Origin of the sequence: Agromyces marinus (assembly GCF_021442325.1) — a bacterium.
Classification (GTDB): domain Bacteria; phylum Actinomycetota; class Actinomycetes; order Actinomycetales; family Microbacteriaceae; genus Agromyces; species Agromyces marinus.
On record NZ_CP087879.1, the window covers coordinates 706,566 to 727,259 of the forward strand.

The window sequence follows — 20,694 nt, forward strand, 5'->3', positions numbered from 1 at the left end:
GCGAGCATCCGTCGTCGTGAGCGACTGTTAGCATCCTTCGTCGTGCGCATCCTCCGTCGGGTGATCGTCGTCGTCGCCGTCACCGCCCTCCTCCTCATCACCGCGTTCACGGGCGTGTACCTCTGGCAGCAGCCCATCCTGCTGACGGGCACGGGGTACGCGGCCCACAACGCGTGCGCGGTCACCGAGGTCGCCGGGCGCGACCGGCCCGAGACCGACCTGCCCGAGAACCCGCTCGTGCCCTACCTCGACGTGGCGGGCGCGGGCGACCCGACCACGGCGACGCTCCTCGGCCAGCTCGCGCACCAGCGCGCCTGGTTCGTCGACGGCTTCGGCTGCACGCTCGCGGGCGCCCGGCCCGACCTCGGGCCGGCAACGCCGATCGCGGCGGGCGCCAACCCGTTCACCGATGCGCCGGTGCCGAGCGCAGACGCCGCGATCGACGCGGCCCTCGCGACCGGGTTCGGCGACGGGCTCGCCGAAGCGGATGCCGCGGCGCTCGGCACGCGCGCGGTTCTCATCGTCAAGGGCGGCGAACTGGTCGGAGAGCGCTACGCCGACGGGTTCGACGCCGGGACGCCGCAGCTCGGGTGGTCGATGACGAAGTCCGTGACGAACCTGCTCACCGGCGTGCTCGCCGAACAGGGCGTCGTCGCGCTCGGCGACGACGGACTGCGGCCGGAGTGGACCGACGCGCGCGCCGACATCACGATCGAGGACCTCCTGCGCCAGACGTCGGGCCTCGAGTGGGACGAGACCTACGACCTCGGCACGCCCATCACGCGCATGCTCTACCTCGAGGAGGACATGGGCGGGTATGTCGCGAGCCTGCCGCTCGAGCACGAGCCGGGCACGGTGCAGGAGTACTCCAGCGGCAACACGACGCTGCTCTGCGACATCCTCGTCGAACGCACGGGACTCGGCGCCGACCTGCCCAGGCAGGCCCTGCTCGGACCGCTCGGGCTGTCGTCCGCCGTGATCGAAGCGGATGCCGCGGGCACCCCGGTGTGCTCCTCGTACATGTGGGCGACGCCTCGCGACTGGGCCGCGATCGGGCAGTTCGCCCTCCAGGACGGCGAGTGGAACGGCGAACGGCTGCTGCCCGACGGCTGGATGGAACGCTCGCTCGAGCCGACCGAGGTCGACGAGACCGACGATCCCGGCAACGGCATGAGCTGGCGCACGAACGTCATGCCCGACGGTTCGCTCCGCTGGCCCGAGTTGCCCGCCGACGCGTACTACGCGAGTGGGCACGACGGTCAGCGGGTCCTCGTGGTGCCGTCTGAGGAGCTCGTCGTCGTGCGGATGGGGTTCACCCCCGAGGCCGAGGTGAACCCGTCGTTCGTCGGCATGGTCGAGCAGGCCGTCGACGCGCTGCGCTGAGCCGGGGTCAGGGTTCGGGGCCCCACCACCAGGGTGCCGAGACCGCGAGCACGCCGCTCGCGATGTCGTCGGCGTCGCCGGTCGCGCCGCGCCGCAACCAGTGCTCGATGACGCCGACCGTGCCCGCGGCGGCGTACGCGGCGTAGATGGCGTGGTGCTCGCCCGCGGTCAGATCGCCCGCGGTCAGCGGGGCCACGCCGGGGTTCGCGCGGAGGTAGGTCGTCAGCGCGCCCTCGACACGGTCGACGAGCATGCCGCGAACGGGTTCGGCCAGGCGCCCGTCGAGGGCGTGCAGGTAGACGGCGCGATGCTCGGCCACGTGGTCGAACAGCCGGTGCTCGGCCAGTGCGAAGCGTTCGCGCCCGGGGCCGCGGAAGCCCTCGAACTCCGCGACGGGGTCGTCGAGGGCTTCGGCGAGCGCTTCGGCGACCAGGTCGGCGACGCTCGCCACGTGGCGGTAGAAGGTGTCGCGGCTGACGCCCGCCGCGCGGGCGACGCCGGCCACGGTCAGGTCGGCGAGAGGCGTGCGCCCGGCGGCGGCGAGCGCGGCGGAACGGAGCGCGGAGCGCGTTCGCGCCCTGCGGGGGTCGAGATCGGGCATCGGTCCCTCCGAGGATCCCGGCAATTATCTGACATCTGTCAGATAATTGCTAGACTCGTCGACGGGCCGGGTCGCCGGACACGGCCCGACTCGTGGTCGCGCTGACGTCGCACGCCGGGGCGGATGCCGCGAGCCTCACGCAACGAACGAAGGAGTCAGCGACGATGCGAGCTGTCGTGTTCCACGGCAAGGAGGACCTCCGGGTCGAAGAGACCGAGGAGCCCGCGCCCGGGCCCGGCCAGGTCAAGCTCCGCAACGCCTACTCGGGCATCTGCGGATCCGACCTGCACGTGTACTACGCACCCGCCGAGGCGGGCCTCGACATGGAGAACCCGCACCCCGTCACGGGGGCCACGCTCCCGCAGATCCTCGGTCACGAGTTCTCCGGCACGGTCGTCGAACTCGGCGAGGGCGTCGACTCCGTCGCGGTCGGCGACCGGGTCGCGGTCTGGCCCATCTACTTCTGCGGAACCTGCGCGGCCTGCCGCAAGGGCGCGGTCAACGCGTGCCGCACGATCGGATTCCACGGGCTCACCTCGCACGGCGGCGGCATGGCCGAGTTCACGACCGTCGACGCGTCGAAGGTGCACGTGCTGCCCGAGTCGGTCGACCTGCGTCTCGGGGCGCTCGTCGAGCCCATGGCCGTCGCCTGGCACGCCGTCGAGCGCTCGGGCGTCCAGCCCGGCGGGAGCGCCGTGATCGCGGGCGCCGGGCCCATCGGCATCGGGGTCTGGTTCGCGCTCAAGGGCCACGGCGTCGAGAACGTGCTCGTCTCCGAGCCCAGCCCCGAACGCCGCAGCATCGCCGCCGCGCTCGGCGCGAACGTCGTCGACCCCACGAGCGAGGACCTCGCTGCGCGCGTCGCGGAACTCACGGACGGCGACGGCGTGGACGTCGCCTTCGACGCGGCCGGGGTCGGTCCCGCCGTGACATCCGCTCTCTCGAGCCTCGCCCCGCTCGGCCGGCTCGTCATCGTCGCGCTGCACGAGCGCACGACCGAGATCTTCCCCACCCAGCTCGTCATGACCGAGACCGAGATGGCGGGTGCCCTCGGCTACCTGCAGTCCGACTTCGACGCGGTCATCGCCGCCATGGCCGACGGGCTCTACGACACCACGGGCTGGATCGACGAGGTCGGGTTCGACGGCGTCGAGGCGACGATCCACGAACTGCGTGCCGGCCGCGGCATGAAGTACCTGGTCTCCAGCGAGGCCTGAGCGGGCGCAGTCCGGTCCGTCGTCGCGGGTGGGGCGCTCGCTCCACCCGTGACGACGTCGGCACGTGCGGGGGAGGGCGTCATGCGCCGGAAACACGCGTCGGCGAGGATCATCGGGTGAGCACGAGCGCAGCATCCGAGATCGAGATCCGACCGGGCGACCTCGCCGACCCCCGCGTCGTGAGGTTGCTCGAGGCGCACCTCGCCGACATGTTCGCGACCTCGCCCGCCGAGAGCGTGCACGCGCTCGACCTCTCGGGGCTCGCGGCCGGCGACGTCGCCTTCTGGACCATCGGTGAGGGCCCCGACCTGCTCGGCTGCGTCGCGCTGAAGCACCTCGACGCTCGCCACGGCGAGCTGAAGTCCATGCGAACGGATGCCGCGGCCCGCGGCCTCGGGCTCGGTGCGCGTCTGCTGGAGCACGCGATCTCGGAGGCCCGCCGCCGCGGGTACCGGCGGATCAGCCTCGAGACGGGCTCGGAGGAGTTCTTCCGCCCGGCGCGGACGCTCTACGCGAAGTACGGCTTCGTCGAGTGCCCGCCGTTCGGTTCCTACCGCGCCGACCCGAACAGCGTGTTCATGACGCTCGAGCTGGCCTGAGGTCAGGTCCGCCCGTTCCAGAGCCGCAGCTTCTCCGGATTCCGCATGATCCGGATGGCCGAGATGCGGTCGCCGCGGACCTCCGCGGTGAGCACCGCGTCGATCGCGCCGTCCTCGCCGAACGCGAGCGTGAGCCCGTCGGCGGTCTCCTCGACCGCGACCTGGAGTCCCGGTCCGCGCTGCTGCTTGAGCCCCAGGATGAACCGGGCCACGTGATCCGCGCCCACGACCGGGCGCAGTGCCGCGGAGGCGAGCCCGCCGCCGTCGGAGACCAGCCGCACCCCGGGGTCGAGCACGGCCAGCAGCTCGCCGAGTTCGCCCGAGCCGGTCGCGGCGATGAAGGCGCGGACGACCGCGTCGTGCCGTTCGCGCGGGACCTCCGCGGCGCGTCGCTCGCGGACGTGCCGTCGGGCCGAGGAGGCGAGCTGCCGGCACGCCTCGGGCGTGCGGCCGACGATCTCGGCGATCTCGGCGAACGGCACCGCGAACACGTCGTGCAGCACGAAGGCGACCCGCTCGGCCGGCGTGAGCGCCTCGAGCACGACGAGCAGCGCCGTGCTCACCGACTCGTCGAGCGCCACCCGGTCGAGCGGGTCGGGCGGCGGGGCGGCGCCGAACAGGCCCGCGCCCGCGGGCAGCGGCTCGGGGAGCCACTCGCCGACGTACGACTCGCGCCTGGCGCGCGCCGACCCGAGCTCGTCGAGGCAGATCCGCCCGACGACGCGCGTGAACCAGGCCGCCGGATTCTCGATCGCGTCGCGTTCGCCGCCGGTCAGGCGCACCCACCTCGCAAAGGTCTCCTGCACCGCATCCTCGGCGTCGGCCACGGTGCCGAGCATGCGGTAGGCCAGGCCCGTGAGCCGGCCGCGGTGCTCGGCGAGCAGGGCGGGCTCGAGCCCGCTGCCGGATCCGCCGGAGTGCCCGTCATCGGTCGTCATGCCCACACCCTCCCACGTTCGCCACCCGGGGCGGATGCCGCGACCTCACGTTTCGAGAGGCTGCGTCGTCGTACCGGGAGAGGCCCCGATCCAACCGAGGAGGACGTATGAAGATCGCGATCGCCGGAGGAACCGGCACCGTCGGACGCCACGCCGTGGACGTCGCCCGCGAGCACGGGCACGAGGTCGTCGTGCTGGCGCGGGCGCGCGGCGTCGACCTCACCACCGGCGCGGGACTGCCCGAAGCGCTGCGAGGGGTCGACGCCGTCATCGACGTTGGCAACCTCGCCTCGACCTCAGCGAAGACCGCGACCGCGTTCTTCACGGCCACGACCCGCAACCTCGTCGACGCCGAGCTCGCGGCCGGGGTCGGCCACCACGTGGCGCTGTCGATCGTCGGCGTCGACCGGGCTCCGTACGGCTACTACGCTGCGAAGCTCGCCCAGGAGCAGCTCGTCGAATCCGGCCGGGTGCCGTGGACCATCCTGCGCGCCACGCAGTTCCACGAGTTCGCGGAGCAGTTGCTGCACGCCCTCACGATGGGCCGGATCCACCTCGCACCGAAGGCGCGCATCCGGCCGGTCGCGGCGCGCGAGGTGGGCGAGCGGCTCGTCGAACTCGCCGAGGGCCCACCCGCGGGGCGGGCGCGCGACCTCGCCGGGCCCGGGGAGGAGCAGCTCGACGACCTGGTCGGCCGGCTCGTCGAGGCGACCGGCATCCGTGGACCCGTGATCCCCGTGGCGTTGCCCATGCGGCCGTTCCGGGCGATGCGGCGGGGCGAGGCGCTGCCCGGACCCGACGCGGCGATCGGGCGGCAGACGTTCGACGAGTGGCTGGCGGACCGCACGGCCGCCGCCGCCGCCGCCGACGGCGGTCGCGTCAGCGGCGACGCCGCGAGACCGCCAGCGTGACGTCCTCGTCGACGAGGTCGGCGTTGATCGACGTGCCGGCGATGCTGCCCGTCGCCATGGTCCACGGCACCGAGCTCCGCGGGCCCGTGACGTTGCCGGCCGCGTAGACGCCGCGGACGCTCGTGCGACCCTCCTCGTCGATGAGGACCCGGCGGGCGCCGCCCTGGCGCATCGACCGGGCACCGAGCCCGACGAGGACCTCGTCGTTCGCGACCGTCCTCGGCGCGACGAACACGGCCTGCGCGGCGAGTTCGTCGCCGTCTTCGAAGCGGATGCCGCGCAGCGCGTCGTCGTCACCCGAGAGCACCTCGACGACCGGGCGCTCCTCGATCGCGATCCCGCGCGCGTCGAGCGCGTCGCGCGTCGCGGGGGGCAGCACGACACCCTGCGTGCAGAAGGTCACGTGCTCGGAGAGCTGGCGCATGAGCTGCGCCTGGTGCGCGTTCTCGGCCGACGACGCGATCACCGCGATGCGCCGGTCGCGCACCTCCCATCCGTCGCAGTACGGGCACAGCACGACGCCCCGCCCCCACTGCTCGGAGAGGCCCGGGATCTCGGGAAGCTCGTCGACGAGCCCCGTCGCGACGAGCACGCGCCGCGCGACCAGGCGCTCACCGGAGTCGAGGACCACCTCGAACGCGATCCCGTCGAGGCCGCGGGCTGCCGCGGCATCCGCTTCGAGCACGGCCGCGTCGGCGACCTCGCCCGACCGGGTCGCGACGTCGTACCGCGTCAGCTCGGCCCGGCCCGCCGAGAGCAGGTCTGCGGGCGACGTGTGATCGCGGCCGAGCACGCCGTGCATGTGCGCGGCGGCGCGGCTGCGCGGGCGGCCCGAATCCACGACGAGCACGCGCCGACGCGACCGGCCGAGCATGAGCGCGGCGCTCAGCCCGGCGCTGCCGCCGCCGACGACGATCACATCCCACACGGCCGCGGCCTCGCCTTCGGGCATGGTGCCTGGTCGTGACACGGACGCTCCCCTCGGGTCGGCGCGGGCCGGAACAGGTCGAGCCTACCGACGCGGGGCGACATCCCTCCCGAGCACGGGCAGCGCACCCAGGATCCGGGCGCGAAGCGCGTTCGCCCGGTCGGCGAACCCGCGCTGGCGGCGCACGTACTCGGCCTTGCCGTCTGCCGTCTCGATGCGCACCGGCTCGCCGCCCCAGGGCTCCATGTCGTAGGGCGAGGCCTGCATGTCGAGGTGGCGGATGTCCCGTGCGAGCTCGAACGCGTCGAGCAGCAGGTCGCCCGGCACGAGCGGGCCGAGCTTGACCGCCCACTTGTAGACGTCCATGTTCGCGTGCAGGCAGCCGGGCTGCTCGAGCTCGGGCTGCGACTCGCGGGTCGGTGCGAAGCGGTTGCGGGGCGTGGCCTCGGGCGTGAAGAACCGGTACGCGTCGATGTGCGTGCACCGCAGGTCGTGCGACTCGACGACCTCGTCGGTCGCGGCCTGCCCGAGGCGCAGCGGAACGGGATGCCGGTGCTCGCCCTGCCGGTACACCATGGCCCACTCGTGCAGGCCGAAGCAGCCGTACTGCGCGGGGCGCGCAGCGGTGCGCCGCAGCATCCGCTCGACCAGGCCGAGCATCGCTCCCTTCTCGCCGCGCATGGCGCCCGCGTCGACGACCAGGCCGTGCTCGGTCGCGCCCGCGGCGTACCAGCGCCATTCCGCGCGCGGGGAGGCCGCGGCATCCGCCAGCTCGACGCCGGCGCCCGGGTGCCAGCGGCGCAGCAGCGCGGGGGAGTACGAGTAGTACGTGAAGAGGAAGTCCTCGATCGGATGCCGCTCGCCGCGAGCCCTGCGCGCCCGGTGGCCGGCCGTCAGGGCGTCGGCGCGCTCGGCGTGCGCCCGCTCGCGGGCGCGCCACGCGGCGGCGTCGAGCACGACCGCATCGGGCACCGCGGCGTCGGGCATCGCGGCGTCGCGGGTCGGGGCGGCGGAGGTCACGCGTCGAGGATAGGCGTCGAGGCTGACCGGCGGTTGCGTGCTGCGATCCAGGGCGTGATCTCGTCGGGGAGGGCGCCGGTCAGTGGTACCGGCCCGAGTACGCGTTGATGGCGGGCTGACCGCCGAGGTGCGCGTAGAGCACGTTGGAGTCCTTCGGGATCTCGCCCGATGAGACGAGGTCGATGAGCCCGGCCATCGACTTGCCCTCGTAGACGGGGTCGAGGATCACGCCCTCGAGGCTGCCCGTGAGGCGCATCGCCTCGTCGGTCGACTCGACCGGGATGCCGTAGTGCTCGCCCGCCCAGCCCTCGAGCACCGTGATCTCGTCGTCGCGCAGGTCACGGCCGAGGCCGATCATCGAGGCTGTGTTCCGTGCGATGCGCGCCACCTGGTCGCGGGTCTCGTCGATCTTCGCCGACGCGTCGATGCCGAGCACCCGGCGGGGTCGCCCGCCGAAGTTCTGCTCGAGGTCGGCGAATCCGGCGATCATGCCCGCGTGCGTCGACCCCGTGACCGAGCACACCACGATCGTGTCGAAGAAGACGCCGAGCGACTCCTCCTGCGCGGCGACCTCGTGGGCCCAGTTCGCGAACCCGAGGCCGCCCAGCGGGTGGTCGGACGCGCCGGCGGGGATCGCGTAGGGCGTGCCGCCCGCGGCCTCGACATCCGCGATCGCCTGCTTCCACGAGTCGCGGAAGCCGATGCTGAAGCCCGCGGGCGACAGGCGCACGTCGGCGCCCATGAGCCGCGAGAGCAGGATGTTGCCGACCCGGTCGTTGACCGCGTCGGGCCAGTCGACCCAGTGCTCCTGCACGAGCACGGCCTTCATGCCGAGGTGGGCGGCGACCGCGGCGACCTGGCGCGTGTGGTTCGACTGCACGCCGCCGATCGAGACGAGCGTGTCGGCGCCCTTCGCGAGCGCGTCGGGCACGAGGTACTCGAGCTTGCGGGTCTTGTTCCCGCCGAAGGCGAGGCCCGAGTTCACGTCCTCTCGCTTCATCCAGACGCGGGCGCCGCCGAGGTGGTCGCTCAGGCGGTCGACGGGGTGGATCGGGCTCGGACCGAACGTCAGGCGATGACGCGGGAAGTCGGCGAGGGCCATGGTGTGCTCCTTCAGGGGGTGGTGGTGACGGACGCCGAGCGCTCCCGCTCGGCGGTCAGCGGCGGCGGGTCGCGCCGCCGTCGCCGTGCGTGAGCCGGCGTGCCCGGGTCAGTCGTTCGGCGGTCTCCACGAGGAAGACGCCCGACGTCTCCTCGGCGCGCCACCGCTCGTCGACGAGGCCGATGGGGTGCACGAGCACCTGCCCGCGCGGCTGGTACAGCGCCAGCTCGACGCCGTGGGCGTGCTCGGCGAGCCGCCACGACAGCGCGGTGCGGCGCGCGACGTGATCGCCGAACGCCGTGCCGAGGGCGCTGACCATGATCGCCGGGTCATCGCGCTCGGGCGGGTTGATGCGGCGCCACCCGGACGACCACCGCTCGTAGAGTGCGCGGACCTGATCGAGGTCGTCGGGATCGGCGCCCGCGCCGGCGACGAGGGCGATGTGCGCGTCGATCCAGTCGCGCTCGGGCTGGCCGATCTCGACGAGCCGCGGCATCGGCGGCGCGTCGGTCGGCGCCGTCCGGCGCGAGAAGAGAGGCACGGGACGATTCTCCCCCGAACGGCCGACGGCGGGGTGCGAGCAGGTGACGGATGTCGGCGGGCGGGCGTAGCGTGGCGGCACCGCGGTCGACAGCCGGTCGAGGGCCGGTGCCGCGGGTTCGAGGGGGGATCATGGCGAATCTCGTCGTGCATTTCGAGATCCACGCGAGCGAGCCGCAGCGGCTCATCGACTACTACAGCGAACTGCTGGGCTGGAAGTTCTCGCAGGTCGGCGACATGACGTACTGGGTGATCGACACCGGTGAGGGCGCGATCGGCAACGTCGAGGCGCAGCCGGGCCTCGGCATCAACGGCGGCCTGACCCAGCGCGAGGGCCCCGCGCCCGCGGAGGGCGCGCCGATCAACGGCTGCAACATCGTCGTCGGGGTCGACGGGAGCGTCGACGAACTCATGCGCCGGGGCGTCGAACTCGGCGGTGTCGAGGCGCTTCCGGCGACCGACTGGGAGGGCATCGGTCGCGGCGGGTACCTGCGCGACCCCGACGGCAACGTCGTCGGCCTGCTCTCACCGGTCCTGTCGGACGGCACCCGGGCGATGTGAGGTCGACGCGGGCCGGCGAACCCGACGGCGTCGGGCACGTGTCGCCCACGCGGCGCGACACGTCGGCCCGCGAATCGTTCGCCGCACGCCCCCCGAGGCGTCGCCGACTGCACGCCATCCGTTCATCCGCACTGGCCACCGTGGCATCCCGAGACCTCGCGCCCTCGCGCGAGGCCGGAACCACATCACGGAGGGTGCCAGGGCATGCGGACGACGCGCAGTCGTGCAAGCGGCGTATCGACAGGGGTGATCGCCGCGGCGATCACCGGAATCATTGGGGCGGGGCTGGCGATCGCGCCGGTGATCCCCGCGGCGGCCGTGCCGCTCGGCGGCGCGGCGGCGGTGAAGCCCGCGCCGGTCGAGGTCGGCGCGCCGACCCTCGCTCCGGCGAACGGTGCCCACCTCGAGGGGACGGTGACGCTCGCCGCAGCGCCCGTGAGCGCGGAGGACAGCGTCACGACGCTGACGGTCGATGGCGCAGAGCTCGCGACCACAGAGACCGTGGGCTCGTCGACCCTGAGTTTCGAGGTCGGCTCGAACTCGATCGAGGCGCGATACGGGAGCCACCTCGTCGTCAACGGAGACCACCGGATCGACCTCGCCGACGCCGTGAACTCGCGCGTCGAGATCGAGATCCCCAACGAGCACCTCGTGCAGGGCGAGAACTCGATCGAGTTCGTCATCGGCACGATCCAGACGGGCTGCGGCACGAACCACGACGACTTCGTCGTGTCGAACGTCGGGCTCGAGCTGCTCGGCGAGATCGCGGACGGCGAGGAGAACGAGTACACGTACAACTTCGGCGACGGCGACTGCGGTTCGAACGCATCGAAACTGCTCGGGGCCGAACTCGCCTTCTTCATCCTCGGCGACCCGCAGGGTACGACCGGCCTGACCGCCGAGCTCGACACGACGACGCTCCGGAACGGCGCACACACGATCCGCGCCACCACCGCTGCGGGAGGCGTCGCGACGAGTGCGGTATCGGTGAACAATGCTCCGGCGGGTGCGCCCCGCGTCACGCCCGAGGACGGCACCATCGCCAACGGCGTGCAGCAGCTCTTCGCCACGAGGCCCGCGGCAGGATCCGGCGGGGTCGCCGAGCTCACGCTCGACGGTGCTGATGTCGCGGCGTCGCCCGTGCTCGGCTCGGGCGACGCGGTGCTCAGCTTCGATGTCGGCTCGAACTCGATCGAAGCCCGCTACCGAAGCTACGTCCTGGTCAACGGGCTGACCCACGGGATCGACGCGGACTTCGTCAGCGAACGGGTCGACCTCGTCTTCCCGAACGAGTGGCTCCGACCGGGATCGAACACGATCCAGCTCGTCACCGGCACCTACGACACGGCGTGCGGCGCGAACCGCGACGACTACACGATCTCCGCCCTCGCCCTGGCTCCCGCATCGGGCACCGCGGCCGGGATCGGGCTCTCCGCCACCTACCGGATGGGCGACGGCAGTTGCGGCAGCAACGCCACGCTCCTGCGCGACGCGACCTTCGAGTTCACGGTCGACGCAGAGGCGAGGGGGCTTCGTGCCGACCTCGACACCGCCACGGTCGCCGACGGCGAGCACACCGTCGCCGCGACCGCGACCACCGGCGAGGTCGCCACGCGTCTGCTCGTGACCGACAACACCGGCCCCGCGATCGCCTCCAGCACGCCCGCACCCGGATCGACCATCGAGCAGGCCACCGCGCTCGACGTGCAGCTCGTCGACCCCTCGGGCGTCGTCGGCGGCCCCGAGGTCGCCCTCGACGGCGAGCCGGTCGGCCTCGCCGACCTGATCGGTCCCGGCCTCGTGGCCGGGCCGCACACCATCGTCGTGACCGCGGCCGACGGTCTCGGCAACGAGTCGACGCACGAGATCGCGTTCGCCTCGGCCGGCATCCCGGACGTCCCCGCCGACCTGGCCCCCGCCTCCGGCACCGCCGACGTGACCGGGCCGGTCACGCTCTCCGCGACCGTCGGCGAGCCGGGCGACGGCGACGTGTCGGCCACGTTCTCGCAGGCCGACATCCTCACGCCGAACCAGGTCTGGCAGGGCACTTCGCGCGGCATCCCGACCACGCTCCGTGTCGAGGGTGAGCGGAAGGCGGATGCCTCGGCGCTCGAGCCGGGCGACGGTGAGACGCTCGACGGCGAGGCCTCCCGCGACGTCGCGTTCCAGCGCTTCGACGTCATGGTGAAGGGCCACGTCAACGATCCGGTCATCCGCTGGACGGGCACGGTCGATCCGGACCGCGTCGCGACGCTGCGCGCCTGGAACCTGCAGTCGCAGGCCTGGGATGCGCTCACCGGATCGCGCGGGGCCGTCGAGGGCGAGACCGTCCTCACCGCCACGGCCGACGATCGCTACATCGACGGGCAGCAGGTCCACGTCATGGTGACCGGCGAGGACCCGTTCGCCGACGACCTCGAGGCCGGCGACCCGAACGCCTTCGCCGACCCGGATGCGGTCGACTTCTCGATCGCGCACTTCACCGACACGCAGTACCTCTCGGAGGGCGCGGTCGAGCAGGAGACGGCCGAGGAGCGGGCGATCTGGGAGTCGGCCTACGGCGGCATCGTCGACTGGATCGCGGGGAACGCCGATGAACGGAAGATCTCCTACGTCGCCCATACCGGCGACCTGATCGAGAACAACATCCGCGCGCCGCAGACCGATGAGATGCGGCAGCAGATCATCGGCGAGTGGGAGGTCTCGTCGCGCCAGCACGACGTGCTCGACGCCGCGGGGATCCCGAGCGGGGTCGTCGCAGGCAACCACGACAACCAGTCGGGCACCGAGAACGGACCCGATGCGATCTTCAACGACTACTTCGGGCCCGAGAACTCCGAGGCCGCGGCGGCGTCGTGGACCCAGGCCCAGTACGGCGGCCCGTGGCGCGAGGGCGACAACCAGAACCACTACGACCTGTTCTCGGCGGGCGGCCTCGACTTCGTCGTGGTCGGCCTCTCGTACGGCGTGACGCGCGAAGAGGCGGAGTGGGCGAACGGCGTGTTCGAGCAGTTCTCCGACCGCAACGGCATCCTGCTCACGCACGACTACCTCGCGCCGAGCACCGAGCCCGACGGGCGCGATGCGCCGTTCGCGGCCCCCGACGGCTCGATGCTCTACAACACGGTCGTCGAGGACAGCCCGAACGTGTTCCTGATCCTCGCCGGCCACGAGCACGGCGTGGGCACGAACGTGAAGCCCCGGGTCGGCGAGATCGACCGCGGCGTCGTCGAGCTGCTCGCGGACTACCAGTTCTACACGGTCTCCGCCGATCGCCTCGGCCTCACCGAGATCGGCGGCTACCGGCCCGACGACCAGCTCCGCTTCGGTGCGAGCTTCCTCCGACTGCTCTCGTTCGACGTCGATCGCAGCGTCATGCACGTCGACACGTACTCGCCCCTGCTCGACGAGTTCGGCGCGACCGAGTACGACGACCGTCACCGCTACGACGGGTCCGAGGACGAGACCGTGCTGCCGGTCGACCTGACCAGCCGCGTCACGACGCTCCGCACCGACTCGCTCGCGGTCTTCGTGCCGTCGGCGGTCGTCGGCGAGTCGACCGTGGCCTCGGGCGAGGTCGCCTCGGTCGAGTGGACACGGCTCAAGGCCGACACCGCGTACGCGTGGATCGTCACCGCGAGCTCGGCCGGCGGCGGCACCTCGACGTCGGAGCCCAGCGTGTTTCTGACGACGGATGCCTCGGGCCGCCCGGGCACCTGGAATGAGAACTCGCCGTGGTTCCCGTTCCTCGGGGAGGCCGTGGCCGCTGAGGGTCCGAATCGATGACGGATGGCGCCATCCGCCGCCGCGGCCCGGTTCGCCGGGTCGCGGCGGCGGCCGTCCGTGCGCTCGCGGTCGTCTTCGGCGTCGCCGTCGCGGTCGGCACCGCGCTGCTGCCGTCCGGTCCGGCCACCGCGCACGACGAGACGACGTCCGCCTACGCCGAGGTCGTCCGCGACGGCGACCGCATCACCGCCGTGCTCGAACTGGAGTACGACCTGCTGATGAAGTCCGCCTGGGCGTACGCGGACGCGTACGAGGCCACGGACCGTGACGAGCAGGCGCGCCAGCTCGCGGCGTACGCCGATTCGGTGGACGACTACGTCGACGCACGATTCGCCGTCACCGCGGAGGGCGAGCGGTGCGCCGCCGAACCCGTGGGCGCCGGTGGCATCCGCGACCGCGCCGGCCGCGCCTTCGCGGTGGTGACCTACGCCTACGACTGCGACCGCGCCGAGTCGAGCGAGCTCACGGTCTCGAGCGCGCTGTTCCCGGACGCGGAGGGCTTCGTGCACTCGACGCGGACCATGCTCGAATGGGATCTCGACGGCGCCGCCGGAAACGCCGTGCTCGTCGCATCGGACCCGACGGTCGCACTCGCCGACCCCGGAGCGCGGATCGGCGAGTTCTTCGTCCTGGGCGCCGAGCACCTGCTGCTCGGCCTCGACCACGTGCTGTTCCTCGTGGCGCTGCTGCTCGGCGCACGCAGCCTGCGCGGACTCGTCATCACGGCGACGACCTTCACCGTGGCCCACAGCGTGACGTTCCTGCTGGCGGCGACCGGCGTCGTGGGCGTGCCGGCCGAGGTCGTCGAGCCGGTCATCGCGCTCTCCATCGCGGTCGCGGCGTTCGCGGCGATCTGGAAGGGTGAGGTGCCCCATCGCTGGCGGATGCCGGTGGTGTTCGCCTTCGGGCTGCTCCACGGGCTCGGCTTCGCGAGCGCGCTCGGCGTCGACGAGGCGTGGTCGTGGGGGCTGCTGTGGGCGCTCATCGCGTTCAACGTCGGGATCGAGGCGGCGCAGCTCGCGATCATCGCGGTCGCGTTCCCGTTGCTCGTGCTGCTTCGACGGACCGTCGCGGGCAGACCCGCGACCGTCCTCGCGGGGCTCGCGGTCGCCGCCGTCGGCACGTTCTGGTTCGCCGAACGGGTCGTCGCCGGGTTGGCGGGTCCGGGTGGGCCGCCGGCCTGATCGGGCCCGCTCGTTCGCGCCGCCCGCCGCGTGTCGGCGGGCGGTGCGAGGATGATCGGGTGCTCCTCGACGAGGTCGTGACGACGGTCGAACGGGTCGCGTCCACCCGCTCGCGACTCGCGAAGGTCGATGCGCTCGCGAGCCTGCTCGGGGGGCTCGCGCCCGACGAGGTCGTGCCCGCGGTCGGCTTCCTGATCGCCAAGCCGCGGCAGGGCCGGGTCGGGGTCGGCTGGCGCACCCTCCGGGGCGGCATGGGCGATCCGGCGGGGGCCGCTGCCCTCACCGTCCTCGACGTCGACGCGGCGCTCGAGCGGCTGGCGGGCGCGAGCGGTTCGGGTTCGGCCGCCGAGCGGGCCTCGGTGCTCGCCGACCTCGGGTCGCGCGCGACCGCGCGAGAGCAGGACTTCGTCTCGCGGGTGATCCTCGGCGAGCTCCGCACCGGCGCGCTCGAGGGCGTGCTGACCGACGCGATCGCGCGTGCCGCCGAACGCCCGGGCGACCTCGTGCGCCGCGCGGCGATGCTGTCGGGCGACCTCGGCGAGACCGCGCGCATCGCCCTCACGGGAGCGCCGGGCGAGCTCGACGCCGTGGGGCTCCGCGTCGGCCGACCCGTGCAGCCGATGCTCGCCGGCACCGCGCCGAGCGCCGCGGCCGCGCTCGAACAGGTGGGCGAGGCATCCGTCGAATTCAAGCTCGACGGGGCGCGCATCCAGGCGCACCGGTCGGGCGACGAGGTGCGCGTGTTCACGCGCAACCTCGCCGACGTCACGCATCGGGTGCCCGAGGTCGTCGACGTCGTCCGCAGCCTGCCCGCGGATGCGCTCATCCTCGACGGCGAGACCCTCGCACTCGACGAGGGCGGCGCGCCGCGCCCCTTCCAGGAGACGATGTCGCGGTTCGGGGCCGAGACCGGGCGCGAGATGCTGCTGCATCCGTGGTTCTTCGACGTGCTCCACGTCGACGGGCGCGACCTCATCGACGAGCCGCTCGCGGTGCGGCTCGCCGAACTCGCGCGCGTCGCGGGGGCGCACCGCATCCCCGGCCGCGTCACGGACGACCCCGAGGTCGCCGAGCGGGTGTCGCGCGACGCGCTCGCCGCAGGGCACGAGGGCGTCGTCGTGAAGGGGGTCGGTGCGCCCTACGCGGCCGGCCGTCGCGGGGCGAGCTGGATCAAGGTCAAGCCCGTCCTCACCTTCGACCTCGTGGTGCTCGCCGCGGAATGGGGCTCGGGTCGGCGCACCGGGCTCCTGTCGAACCTGCACCTCGGCGCGCGAGATCCAGAGGGCGAGTTCGGCGCGCCCGGCACGTTCGTCATGGTCGGCAAGACGTTCAAGGGGCTCACCGACGAGCTCCTGCGATTCCAGACCGAGCGGTTCCCCGAGATCGAGACGCGCCGCACCGAGCACGCCGTCTTCGTCGAGCCGGTCACCGTGGTCGAGATCGCGATCGACGGCGTGCAGCGCTCGAGTCGCTACCCCGGTGGCGTCGCCCTGCGCTTCGCCCGGGTGAAGGGGTACCGCCCCGACAAGGGGCCAGGAGAGACCGATACGATCCAGTCGCTGCGGGCACTGCTCCGCGGCGGCGACGAAGGGGGAACAGCATGACGGATGGCGTGGCGACCGAGGGATCCGGCACCGGCCGGGTCAGGCAGCTCCGACTCGTCGTCGAGGCCGAGGACTTCGACGCGGCGCTGCGGTTCTTCCGCGACGTGGTCGGGATGCCCGAGCAGGAGTCCTACAGCGGTGACGACGGCGCAGAGGTCCGCATCCTCGACGCCGGGCGGGCCACGCTCGAACTGTCGAACCCGGCCCAGGTCCGGTTCATCGACCGGGTCGAGACCGACGGCGGCCGCAGCGATCGCATCCGGGTCGCACTCGAGGTCGACGACACGGCGGCGGTGACCGACGAGCTCGTCGACGCGGGCGCCGAGCTCGAGGCATCCGCTCGCGAGACGCCATGGCGCTCGCTGAACGCCCGAGTGCGCGCACCGGCCGGGCTGCAGCTCACGATCTTCCAGGAGCTCGACTGACCCTCCGGCCATGGTCGTGCTCCTTCCCGCAGGTCACGGTAGCCCTCGGGGCGGTGGCGGTCGAGCCCGCCTAGGCTGGAACCCATGCATCTCGCCCTCGTCCGGCACGGACAGACCGACTGGAACCTCGCCGGGCTCATGCAGGGGCGGGCCGACATCCCGCTGAACGCCACGGGGCGTGCGCAGGCCGAGGACGCGGCCCGGAGGCTCGACCCGGCCGACTGGGACCTCGTGGTGAGCTCGACGCTCGGCCGGGCGCGCACGACCGCCGCGATCCTCGCAGACGGTCTCGGCATCCCCGTCGCGGGCGAGTACGACGGCCTCATCGAGCAGGACTTCGGCGACGCCGACGGCACGCCCGTCTCGGAGATCGACGAACGCTGGCCCGGCCGCGAGTTCCCGGGCAAGGAGCCCGACGCCGCGGTCGGACCGCGTGGTGTGCGGGCACTCGAGCGCATCGCGGTGGAGCACCCCGGCGCTCGCGTGCTGGCGGTGGCCCACGGCACCCTGATCCGGCACGTGCTCGCAGAGCTCACCGGCCATGACGCGAGCAGCTACCCGAGGCTCGACAACCTCACGGTCTCGCGCACCCGGCGAGCGGATGCCGCCTGGCAGGTGCTCACCGTCGGCGGTACCCCGTTCGACGAGGTGCTTCCGTCGCTGTCGCCCGCGGAACCGGGGGAGGTCGTCGCGCGCATCGCATGACCGCCCCGGGGCGAGTGTCGCGATCTCGGAACGATCGTGCGACGGGCCGGTGACGCCCCTCCCGCCGGGGCCCGACCCGGGCGTATGATCCGGAAATGGAGGCTCCGGGCAGCACCACCCTGGTCGTCGTGGGCGAGGAGACGAGCGCCGCGATCGGATCCCTCGCCGGGCTCGCGAACGTCGAGAGCGCGACGTTCGCCGACATGACGGATGCCACCGACGCCGAGGTCGCGACCTGGTCGGTCACCTCCCGTGCGCCGTTCGTCGTGCACGACCGCGACCCGCTCGGGCACGTGGCATCCGCTTGGGTCGAGTTCTTCGACGAGCGATCGACGCTCGGGGTCCTGCAGCTCGAGATCGAGCAGGCCGTGGGCGCGATCGCCCGCCACGAGGTGCGCGTGCCCGACTACTACGTCGTGCTCGAGCCCGAGTCGCTCCGCGGCACCTGGATGCACTGGTGGCTCGGCGTCGTCGCCGCGGCGTCGCCCAACCGCGTGCTGCCGTGGGAGCCGGGCGACGCACCGCTCGCCGGGCTGATCCGGCGGCTGCCGACCGCGCGGGCCTGGCCCGACGTCGACCGCTGGCTTCCGGGCGTGGTGAGGGCCGTGCCCGATCGGTTCGGGCCCGGCCTCCCCGGCGCGGCCTGAGCGGGCGGGCGGCCCGGGCGGGCTGGGCGGCCCGAGCGGGCCGCCCGGGCCACGGGAGCGCGGCGGGCCCCCGTTCCCGGGAGACCCGCCGCGCGGTTCGTCGTTCGACCGCTACTTGCGGTGCGTGGCGTCGGTGACGTCGTTGCCGACGCGGCCGGCGACCTTCGCCTTCTTGTCGGCTCGCTTCTCCTTGAGCGTCCGGGTGGCTGCGGTCTTGTTGTTGCTCGGCTTCTTCGATGACTTGTCTGACACGGTGACGCCCTCTGCTCGGGAGCCCGGGACGGGCCCCGTGGTCGCCACCATAGTGCCGCCGCCTGCGCGCGAGTCGTGCGCGACGACCTCAGCGCCGCACGTGCAGGTCGACCCAGACCAGCCGGTGGTCGCTCGACGGGAACGGGAACGTGCCCGTGAGCGCCGAGAGCGGATCGGCCTGGACCGGCCAGAAGACGCCCGCGTCGGCGACACGGAGGCTCTTCGACGGCAGCACGTAGTCGGCGCGCAGGTTGCCCGGCGCCGGGTTGTCGTTGAAGTCGGCCGTGTCGTACGCGGGGTCGCCCTCGTGCGCCAGGTTCGCTCCGCCCTGCAGCGTCGCGGCCTCGACCGCGCCCGCCGAGGTCGGCTGCGGGTCGGTGATGCGCGGGTGGTCGAGCAGCTGCTGGATCGCGGCATCCACCGAGTCGCCGTCGAGCGGGTCGGCGTTCTGGTCGCCCATGATCACGAACGACGAGCCCGGCTTCAGGCCGCCCTTCGCGCCGTCGTCGTCGTAGATGTACCGCGAGTCCGCCCCAGGCTTCACGTAGTCGGCCCAGAAGCGGATCTCGTCGTGGTTGCGCGTGCCGTTGCGGTCCTCGGGGCCGTCGAACGTCGGCGGTGTCGGGTGCGAGGCGAGTACGTGCACGGTGCGACCGCCGATCTCGACGGGGACATCCCAGTGCGACTTGCTCGACAGGCGGAACACGTCGAGCTCCTCGGGCGAGTACCAGTCGGCCGGCGGCGCGGTGTTCGGGTCGTCGGGGAGCAGGGCGCCCGGCATGTCCTTCCAGAGGAAGTGCTGGAACGTGCGCACCGCGCCCTCGTCGATCGGGTGCTTCGAGAGCACGGCCATCCCGAACTGGCCGGGGAAGAAGCCGAAGCCGAACGCGTCGTCGCCGCCGCCGACGACGCCGTTGTTGTTCAGGTCGAACCCGCTCGGCACGCCCGTGTTCGACGGCGCGACGAACGCGTACGGGTACTCGACCGGGTCGGCGCCGGCCTGCGAGACCTCGAGGTAGTTCTCGCGGAACAGGTCGACCGCCAGGCCCCCCTCGACGTAGTCGAACTCGTTCAGCAGCACGATGTCGGGGTTCGCGCGCTGGATGACCTCGGCGACGGTCTTCGCCTGCGCGTTCGCGCCCGTCGACAGGTCGGCGACCAGCTGGCCCTCGACGTTCCGGTTGAGCGAGAGGTTGTACGTGGCGACGCGGACGGTGTCGGCGCGGCCCGGCGTTCCGCCCGGCGCGGCCTGGGCCGGTGCGGCGAGCACTCCTGCGCCGAGCGCGAGCGCCGCCGCCGAGGCGACGACGAGCGGGGTGCGGTGCGTGGTGCGGGAACGGTCGGATCGTCTCGTGGACATGCGAGCTCCTCTGCTGGCGGGTTCCGGATGCCGCCCACGGTAGGCGGTTCGGGTGACCGCCGGAAGAACCGTGCGCGAACGAGCGGGCCCGCCCCCGTCGTGCTCAGAGGTGCACGGGCGTCGTGGCGAAGGCGGTCGCGACGCTCGCGTCGCCGTCGACGCGGAACCGCCCGGGCGCACCGAGCGACGCTCGCTCCCAGAGCAGCAGCGCGAGGTCGCCGACCGCGGCCGAGATGGTCGCGACGGGCGGGGCCTCGGATGCCGCGCCCGGACGCACCCGCACGAGCGCCCACTCCGGCGAGACCCGCCACGCGTCGGTCGAGTCCGTCGCGGCGAGGTCGACCGGTCCCACGAGCGCGGCGATCCCGCGCCGCTGCGCCTCCGTCATGAAGACCTCGCCGAACTCGTCGATCGCGTCCGCACGACCGGCGAGGTCGACCTCGGGCGGGAAGGGCGGGTCGGCGTCGAGCGCCGTGCGGAGGTCCCACAGGTGCTTCGCCGCCTCGTGCGCCATCCGGCGCTGCCAGGACGGGACCGTGCCCGACGCGCCGTACAGGAACGGCAGCGGTCGCTCGGGATCGGCGTCGTCGAGGGTGCGCATCAGCCGCTCTGCGCCCTCGCGGAACCACGAGACCCGGTCGACCTCGTCCGGACGCCGGAACGCGCGACGGTCCGCCGGCGCGCCCGTGCGCACCTGCTCGGCGGCCCACCGTTGGATGGTGCCGAGGTGGTCCACGATCCGCCCCGCGGTCGGCCAGATCGTCGACCGCACCGGCGCGCCGGGGTCGGTGAGCGCGGCGGCGTCGGCGAACGCGGTGGAGGCGGCCCGGAGATCGCTCGGTGACGGCATGCCTCCATCCTGCTCTGCGCCGGTCCGCCGTGCACGCCGGACGCTTGACGAGCGGGACGCCGCGTGGTCGCATGACCTGTG

General features: G+C 73.0%; 20 protein-coding genes. 11 read left to right on the plus strand and 9 right to left on the minus strand.

Features of this window, described 5'->3' with window-relative positions; translation table 11 throughout:
* Window positions 1–42: 42 nt before the first annotated feature.
* Complete coding sequence (locus DSM26151_RS03360) at window positions 43–1,383, plus strand: serine hydrolase domain-containing protein (protein ID WP_234661018.1); 1,341 nt, start codon at window positions 43–45, stop codon at window positions 1,381–1,383.
* Between the two features lie 7 nt (window positions 1,384–1,390).
* Here the strand turns inward: DSM26151_RS03360 and DSM26151_RS03365 are convergent, their stop codons facing one another.
* On the minus strand, window positions 1,391–1,984 hold the full coding sequence (locus DSM26151_RS03365; protein WP_234661019.1) for a TetR/AcrR family transcriptional regulator: 594 nt from the start codon (window positions 1,982–1,984) through the stop codon (window positions 1,391–1,393).
* A 164-nt stretch (window positions 1,985–2,148) separates the two neighbouring features.
* Between DSM26151_RS03365 and DSM26151_RS03370 the strand changes: the two genes are divergently transcribed.
* Together DSM26151_RS03370 and DSM26151_RS03375 are read left to right on the plus strand one after the other, a co-directional pair.
* Window positions 2,149–3,201, plus strand: a complete 1,053-nt coding sequence (locus tag DSM26151_RS03370; protein ID WP_234661020.1) for a 2,3-butanediol dehydrogenase — start codon at window positions 2,149–2,151, stop codon at window positions 3,199–3,201.
* Window positions 3,202–3,317: 116 nt separating this feature from the next.
* Window positions 3,318–3,800 (plus strand): GNAT family N-acetyltransferase, encoded by a 483-nt coding sequence (locus DSM26151_RS03375; RefSeq protein WP_234661021.1) that lies wholly within the window; start codon window positions 3,318–3,320, stop codon window positions 3,798–3,800.
* 2 nt (window positions 3,801–3,802) lie between these two features.
* Here the strand turns inward: DSM26151_RS03375 and sigJ are convergent, their stop codons facing one another.
* Window positions 3,803–4,738: an RNA polymerase sigma factor SigJ gene (gene sigJ / locus DSM26151_RS03380; protein WP_234661022.1), complete on the minus strand. Its 936-nt coding sequence runs from the start codon at window positions 4,736–4,738 to the stop codon at window positions 3,803–3,805.
* Between the two features lie 107 nt (window positions 4,739–4,845).
* Between sigJ and DSM26151_RS03385 the strand changes: the two genes are divergently transcribed.
* Window positions 4,846–5,649, plus strand: coding sequence for an SDR family oxidoreductase (locus DSM26151_RS03385; protein ID WP_234661023.1), 804 nt, complete (start codon window positions 4,846–4,848; stop codon window positions 5,647–5,649).
* Here DSM26151_RS03385 and DSM26151_RS03390 read toward each other — a convergent pair.
* From DSM26151_RS03390 to DSM26151_RS03405, 4 genes are all read right to left on the minus strand, one after another.
* Complete coding sequence (locus DSM26151_RS03390; RefSeq protein WP_234661024.1) at window positions 5,618–6,619, minus strand: NAD(P)/FAD-dependent oxidoreductase; 1,002 nt, start codon at window positions 6,617–6,619, stop codon at window positions 5,618–5,620. The two genes, DSM26151_RS03385 and DSM26151_RS03390, sit on opposite strands and share 32 nt — an antisense overlap.
* 42 nt (window positions 6,620–6,661) lie before the next feature.
* Window positions 6,662–7,564: a 3-methyladenine DNA glycosylase gene (locus tag DSM26151_RS03395; RefSeq protein ID WP_234661781.1), complete on the minus strand. Its 903-nt coding sequence runs from the start codon at window positions 7,562–7,564 to the stop codon at window positions 6,662–6,664.
* Window positions 7,565–7,676: 112 nt separating this feature from the next.
* Window positions 7,677–8,699, minus strand: a complete 1,023-nt coding sequence (locus tag DSM26151_RS03400) for a 1-aminocyclopropane-1-carboxylate deaminase (protein ID WP_234661025.1) — start codon at window positions 8,697–8,699, stop codon at window positions 7,677–7,679.
* Window positions 8,700–8,754: 55 nt separating this feature from the next.
* Window positions 8,755–9,240 carry a DUF3806 domain-containing protein gene (locus DSM26151_RS03405; RefSeq protein ID WP_234661026.1) on the minus strand — a complete coding sequence of 162 codons (486 nt, stop codon included), beginning with the start codon at window positions 9,238–9,240 and terminating at the stop codon, window positions 8,755–8,757.
* 131 nt (window positions 9,241–9,371) lie between these two features.
* Between DSM26151_RS03405 and DSM26151_RS03410 the strand changes: the two genes are divergently transcribed.
* The 7 genes from DSM26151_RS03410 to DSM26151_RS03440 all read left to right on the plus strand — a co-directional run bounded on the left by DSM26151_RS03410 (window position 9,372) and on the right by DSM26151_RS03440 (window position 18,151).
* Complete coding sequence (locus tag DSM26151_RS03410; protein ID WP_234661027.1) at window positions 9,372–9,800, plus strand: VOC family protein; 429 nt, start codon at window positions 9,372–9,374, stop codon at window positions 9,798–9,800.
* Window positions 9,801–10,100: 300 nt separating this feature from the next.
* A complete protein-coding gene (locus DSM26151_RS03415; protein WP_234661028.1) occupies window positions 10,101–13,586 on the plus strand; it encodes a metallophosphoesterase in 3,486 nt (1,161 codons plus the stop codon).
* Entirely contained in the window at window positions 13,583–14,770 is a 1,188-nt protein-coding gene (locus tag DSM26151_RS03420; protein ID WP_234661029.1) for a HupE/UreJ family protein, read from the plus strand. The genes DSM26151_RS03415 and DSM26151_RS03420 overlap by 4 nt, the downstream gene beginning before the upstream one ends.
* 59 nt (window positions 14,771–14,829) lie before the next feature.
* Window positions 14,830–16,374, plus strand: a complete 1,545-nt coding sequence (locus DSM26151_RS03425) for an ATP-dependent DNA ligase (RefSeq protein ID WP_234661030.1) — start codon at window positions 14,830–14,832, stop codon at window positions 16,372–16,374.
* Window positions 16,371–16,799, plus strand: a complete 429-nt coding sequence (locus tag DSM26151_RS03430; RefSeq protein WP_234661031.1) for a VOC family protein — start codon at window positions 16,371–16,373, stop codon at window positions 16,797–16,799. The genes DSM26151_RS03425 and DSM26151_RS03430 overlap by 4 nt, the downstream gene beginning before the upstream one ends.
* Before the next feature lie 84 nt (window positions 16,800–16,883).
* Window positions 16,884–17,504, plus strand: a complete 621-nt coding sequence (locus tag DSM26151_RS03435; protein WP_234661032.1) for a histidine phosphatase family protein — start codon at window positions 16,884–16,886, stop codon at window positions 17,502–17,504.
* Window positions 17,505–17,599: 95 nt separating this feature from the next.
* Entirely contained in the window at window positions 17,600–18,151 is a 552-nt protein-coding gene (locus DSM26151_RS03440; RefSeq protein ID WP_234661033.1) for a hypothetical protein, read from the plus strand.
* Window positions 18,152–18,262: 111 nt separating this feature from the next.
* Here DSM26151_RS03440 and DSM26151_RS03445 read toward each other — a convergent pair whose 3' ends face one another.
* The 3 genes from DSM26151_RS03445 to DSM26151_RS03455 all read right to left on the minus strand — a co-directional run bounded on the left by DSM26151_RS03445 (window position 18,263) and on the right by DSM26151_RS03455 (window position 20,613).
* A complete protein-coding gene (locus DSM26151_RS03445; RefSeq protein WP_234661034.1) occupies window positions 18,263–18,403 on the minus strand; it encodes a hypothetical protein in 141 nt (46 codons plus the stop codon).
* Window positions 18,404–18,491: 88 nt separating this feature from the next.
* Entirely contained in the window at window positions 18,492–19,763 is a 1,272-nt protein-coding gene (locus tag DSM26151_RS03450) for an endonuclease/exonuclease/phosphatase family protein (protein WP_234661035.1), read from the minus strand.
* 103 nt (window positions 19,764–19,866) lie between these two features.
* Window positions 19,867–20,613: a maleylpyruvate isomerase N-terminal domain-containing protein gene (locus DSM26151_RS03455; protein WP_234661036.1), complete on the minus strand. Its 747-nt coding sequence runs from the start codon at window positions 20,611–20,613 to the stop codon at window positions 19,867–19,869.
* Between the last annotated feature and the right edge of the window lie 81 nt (window positions 20,614–20,694).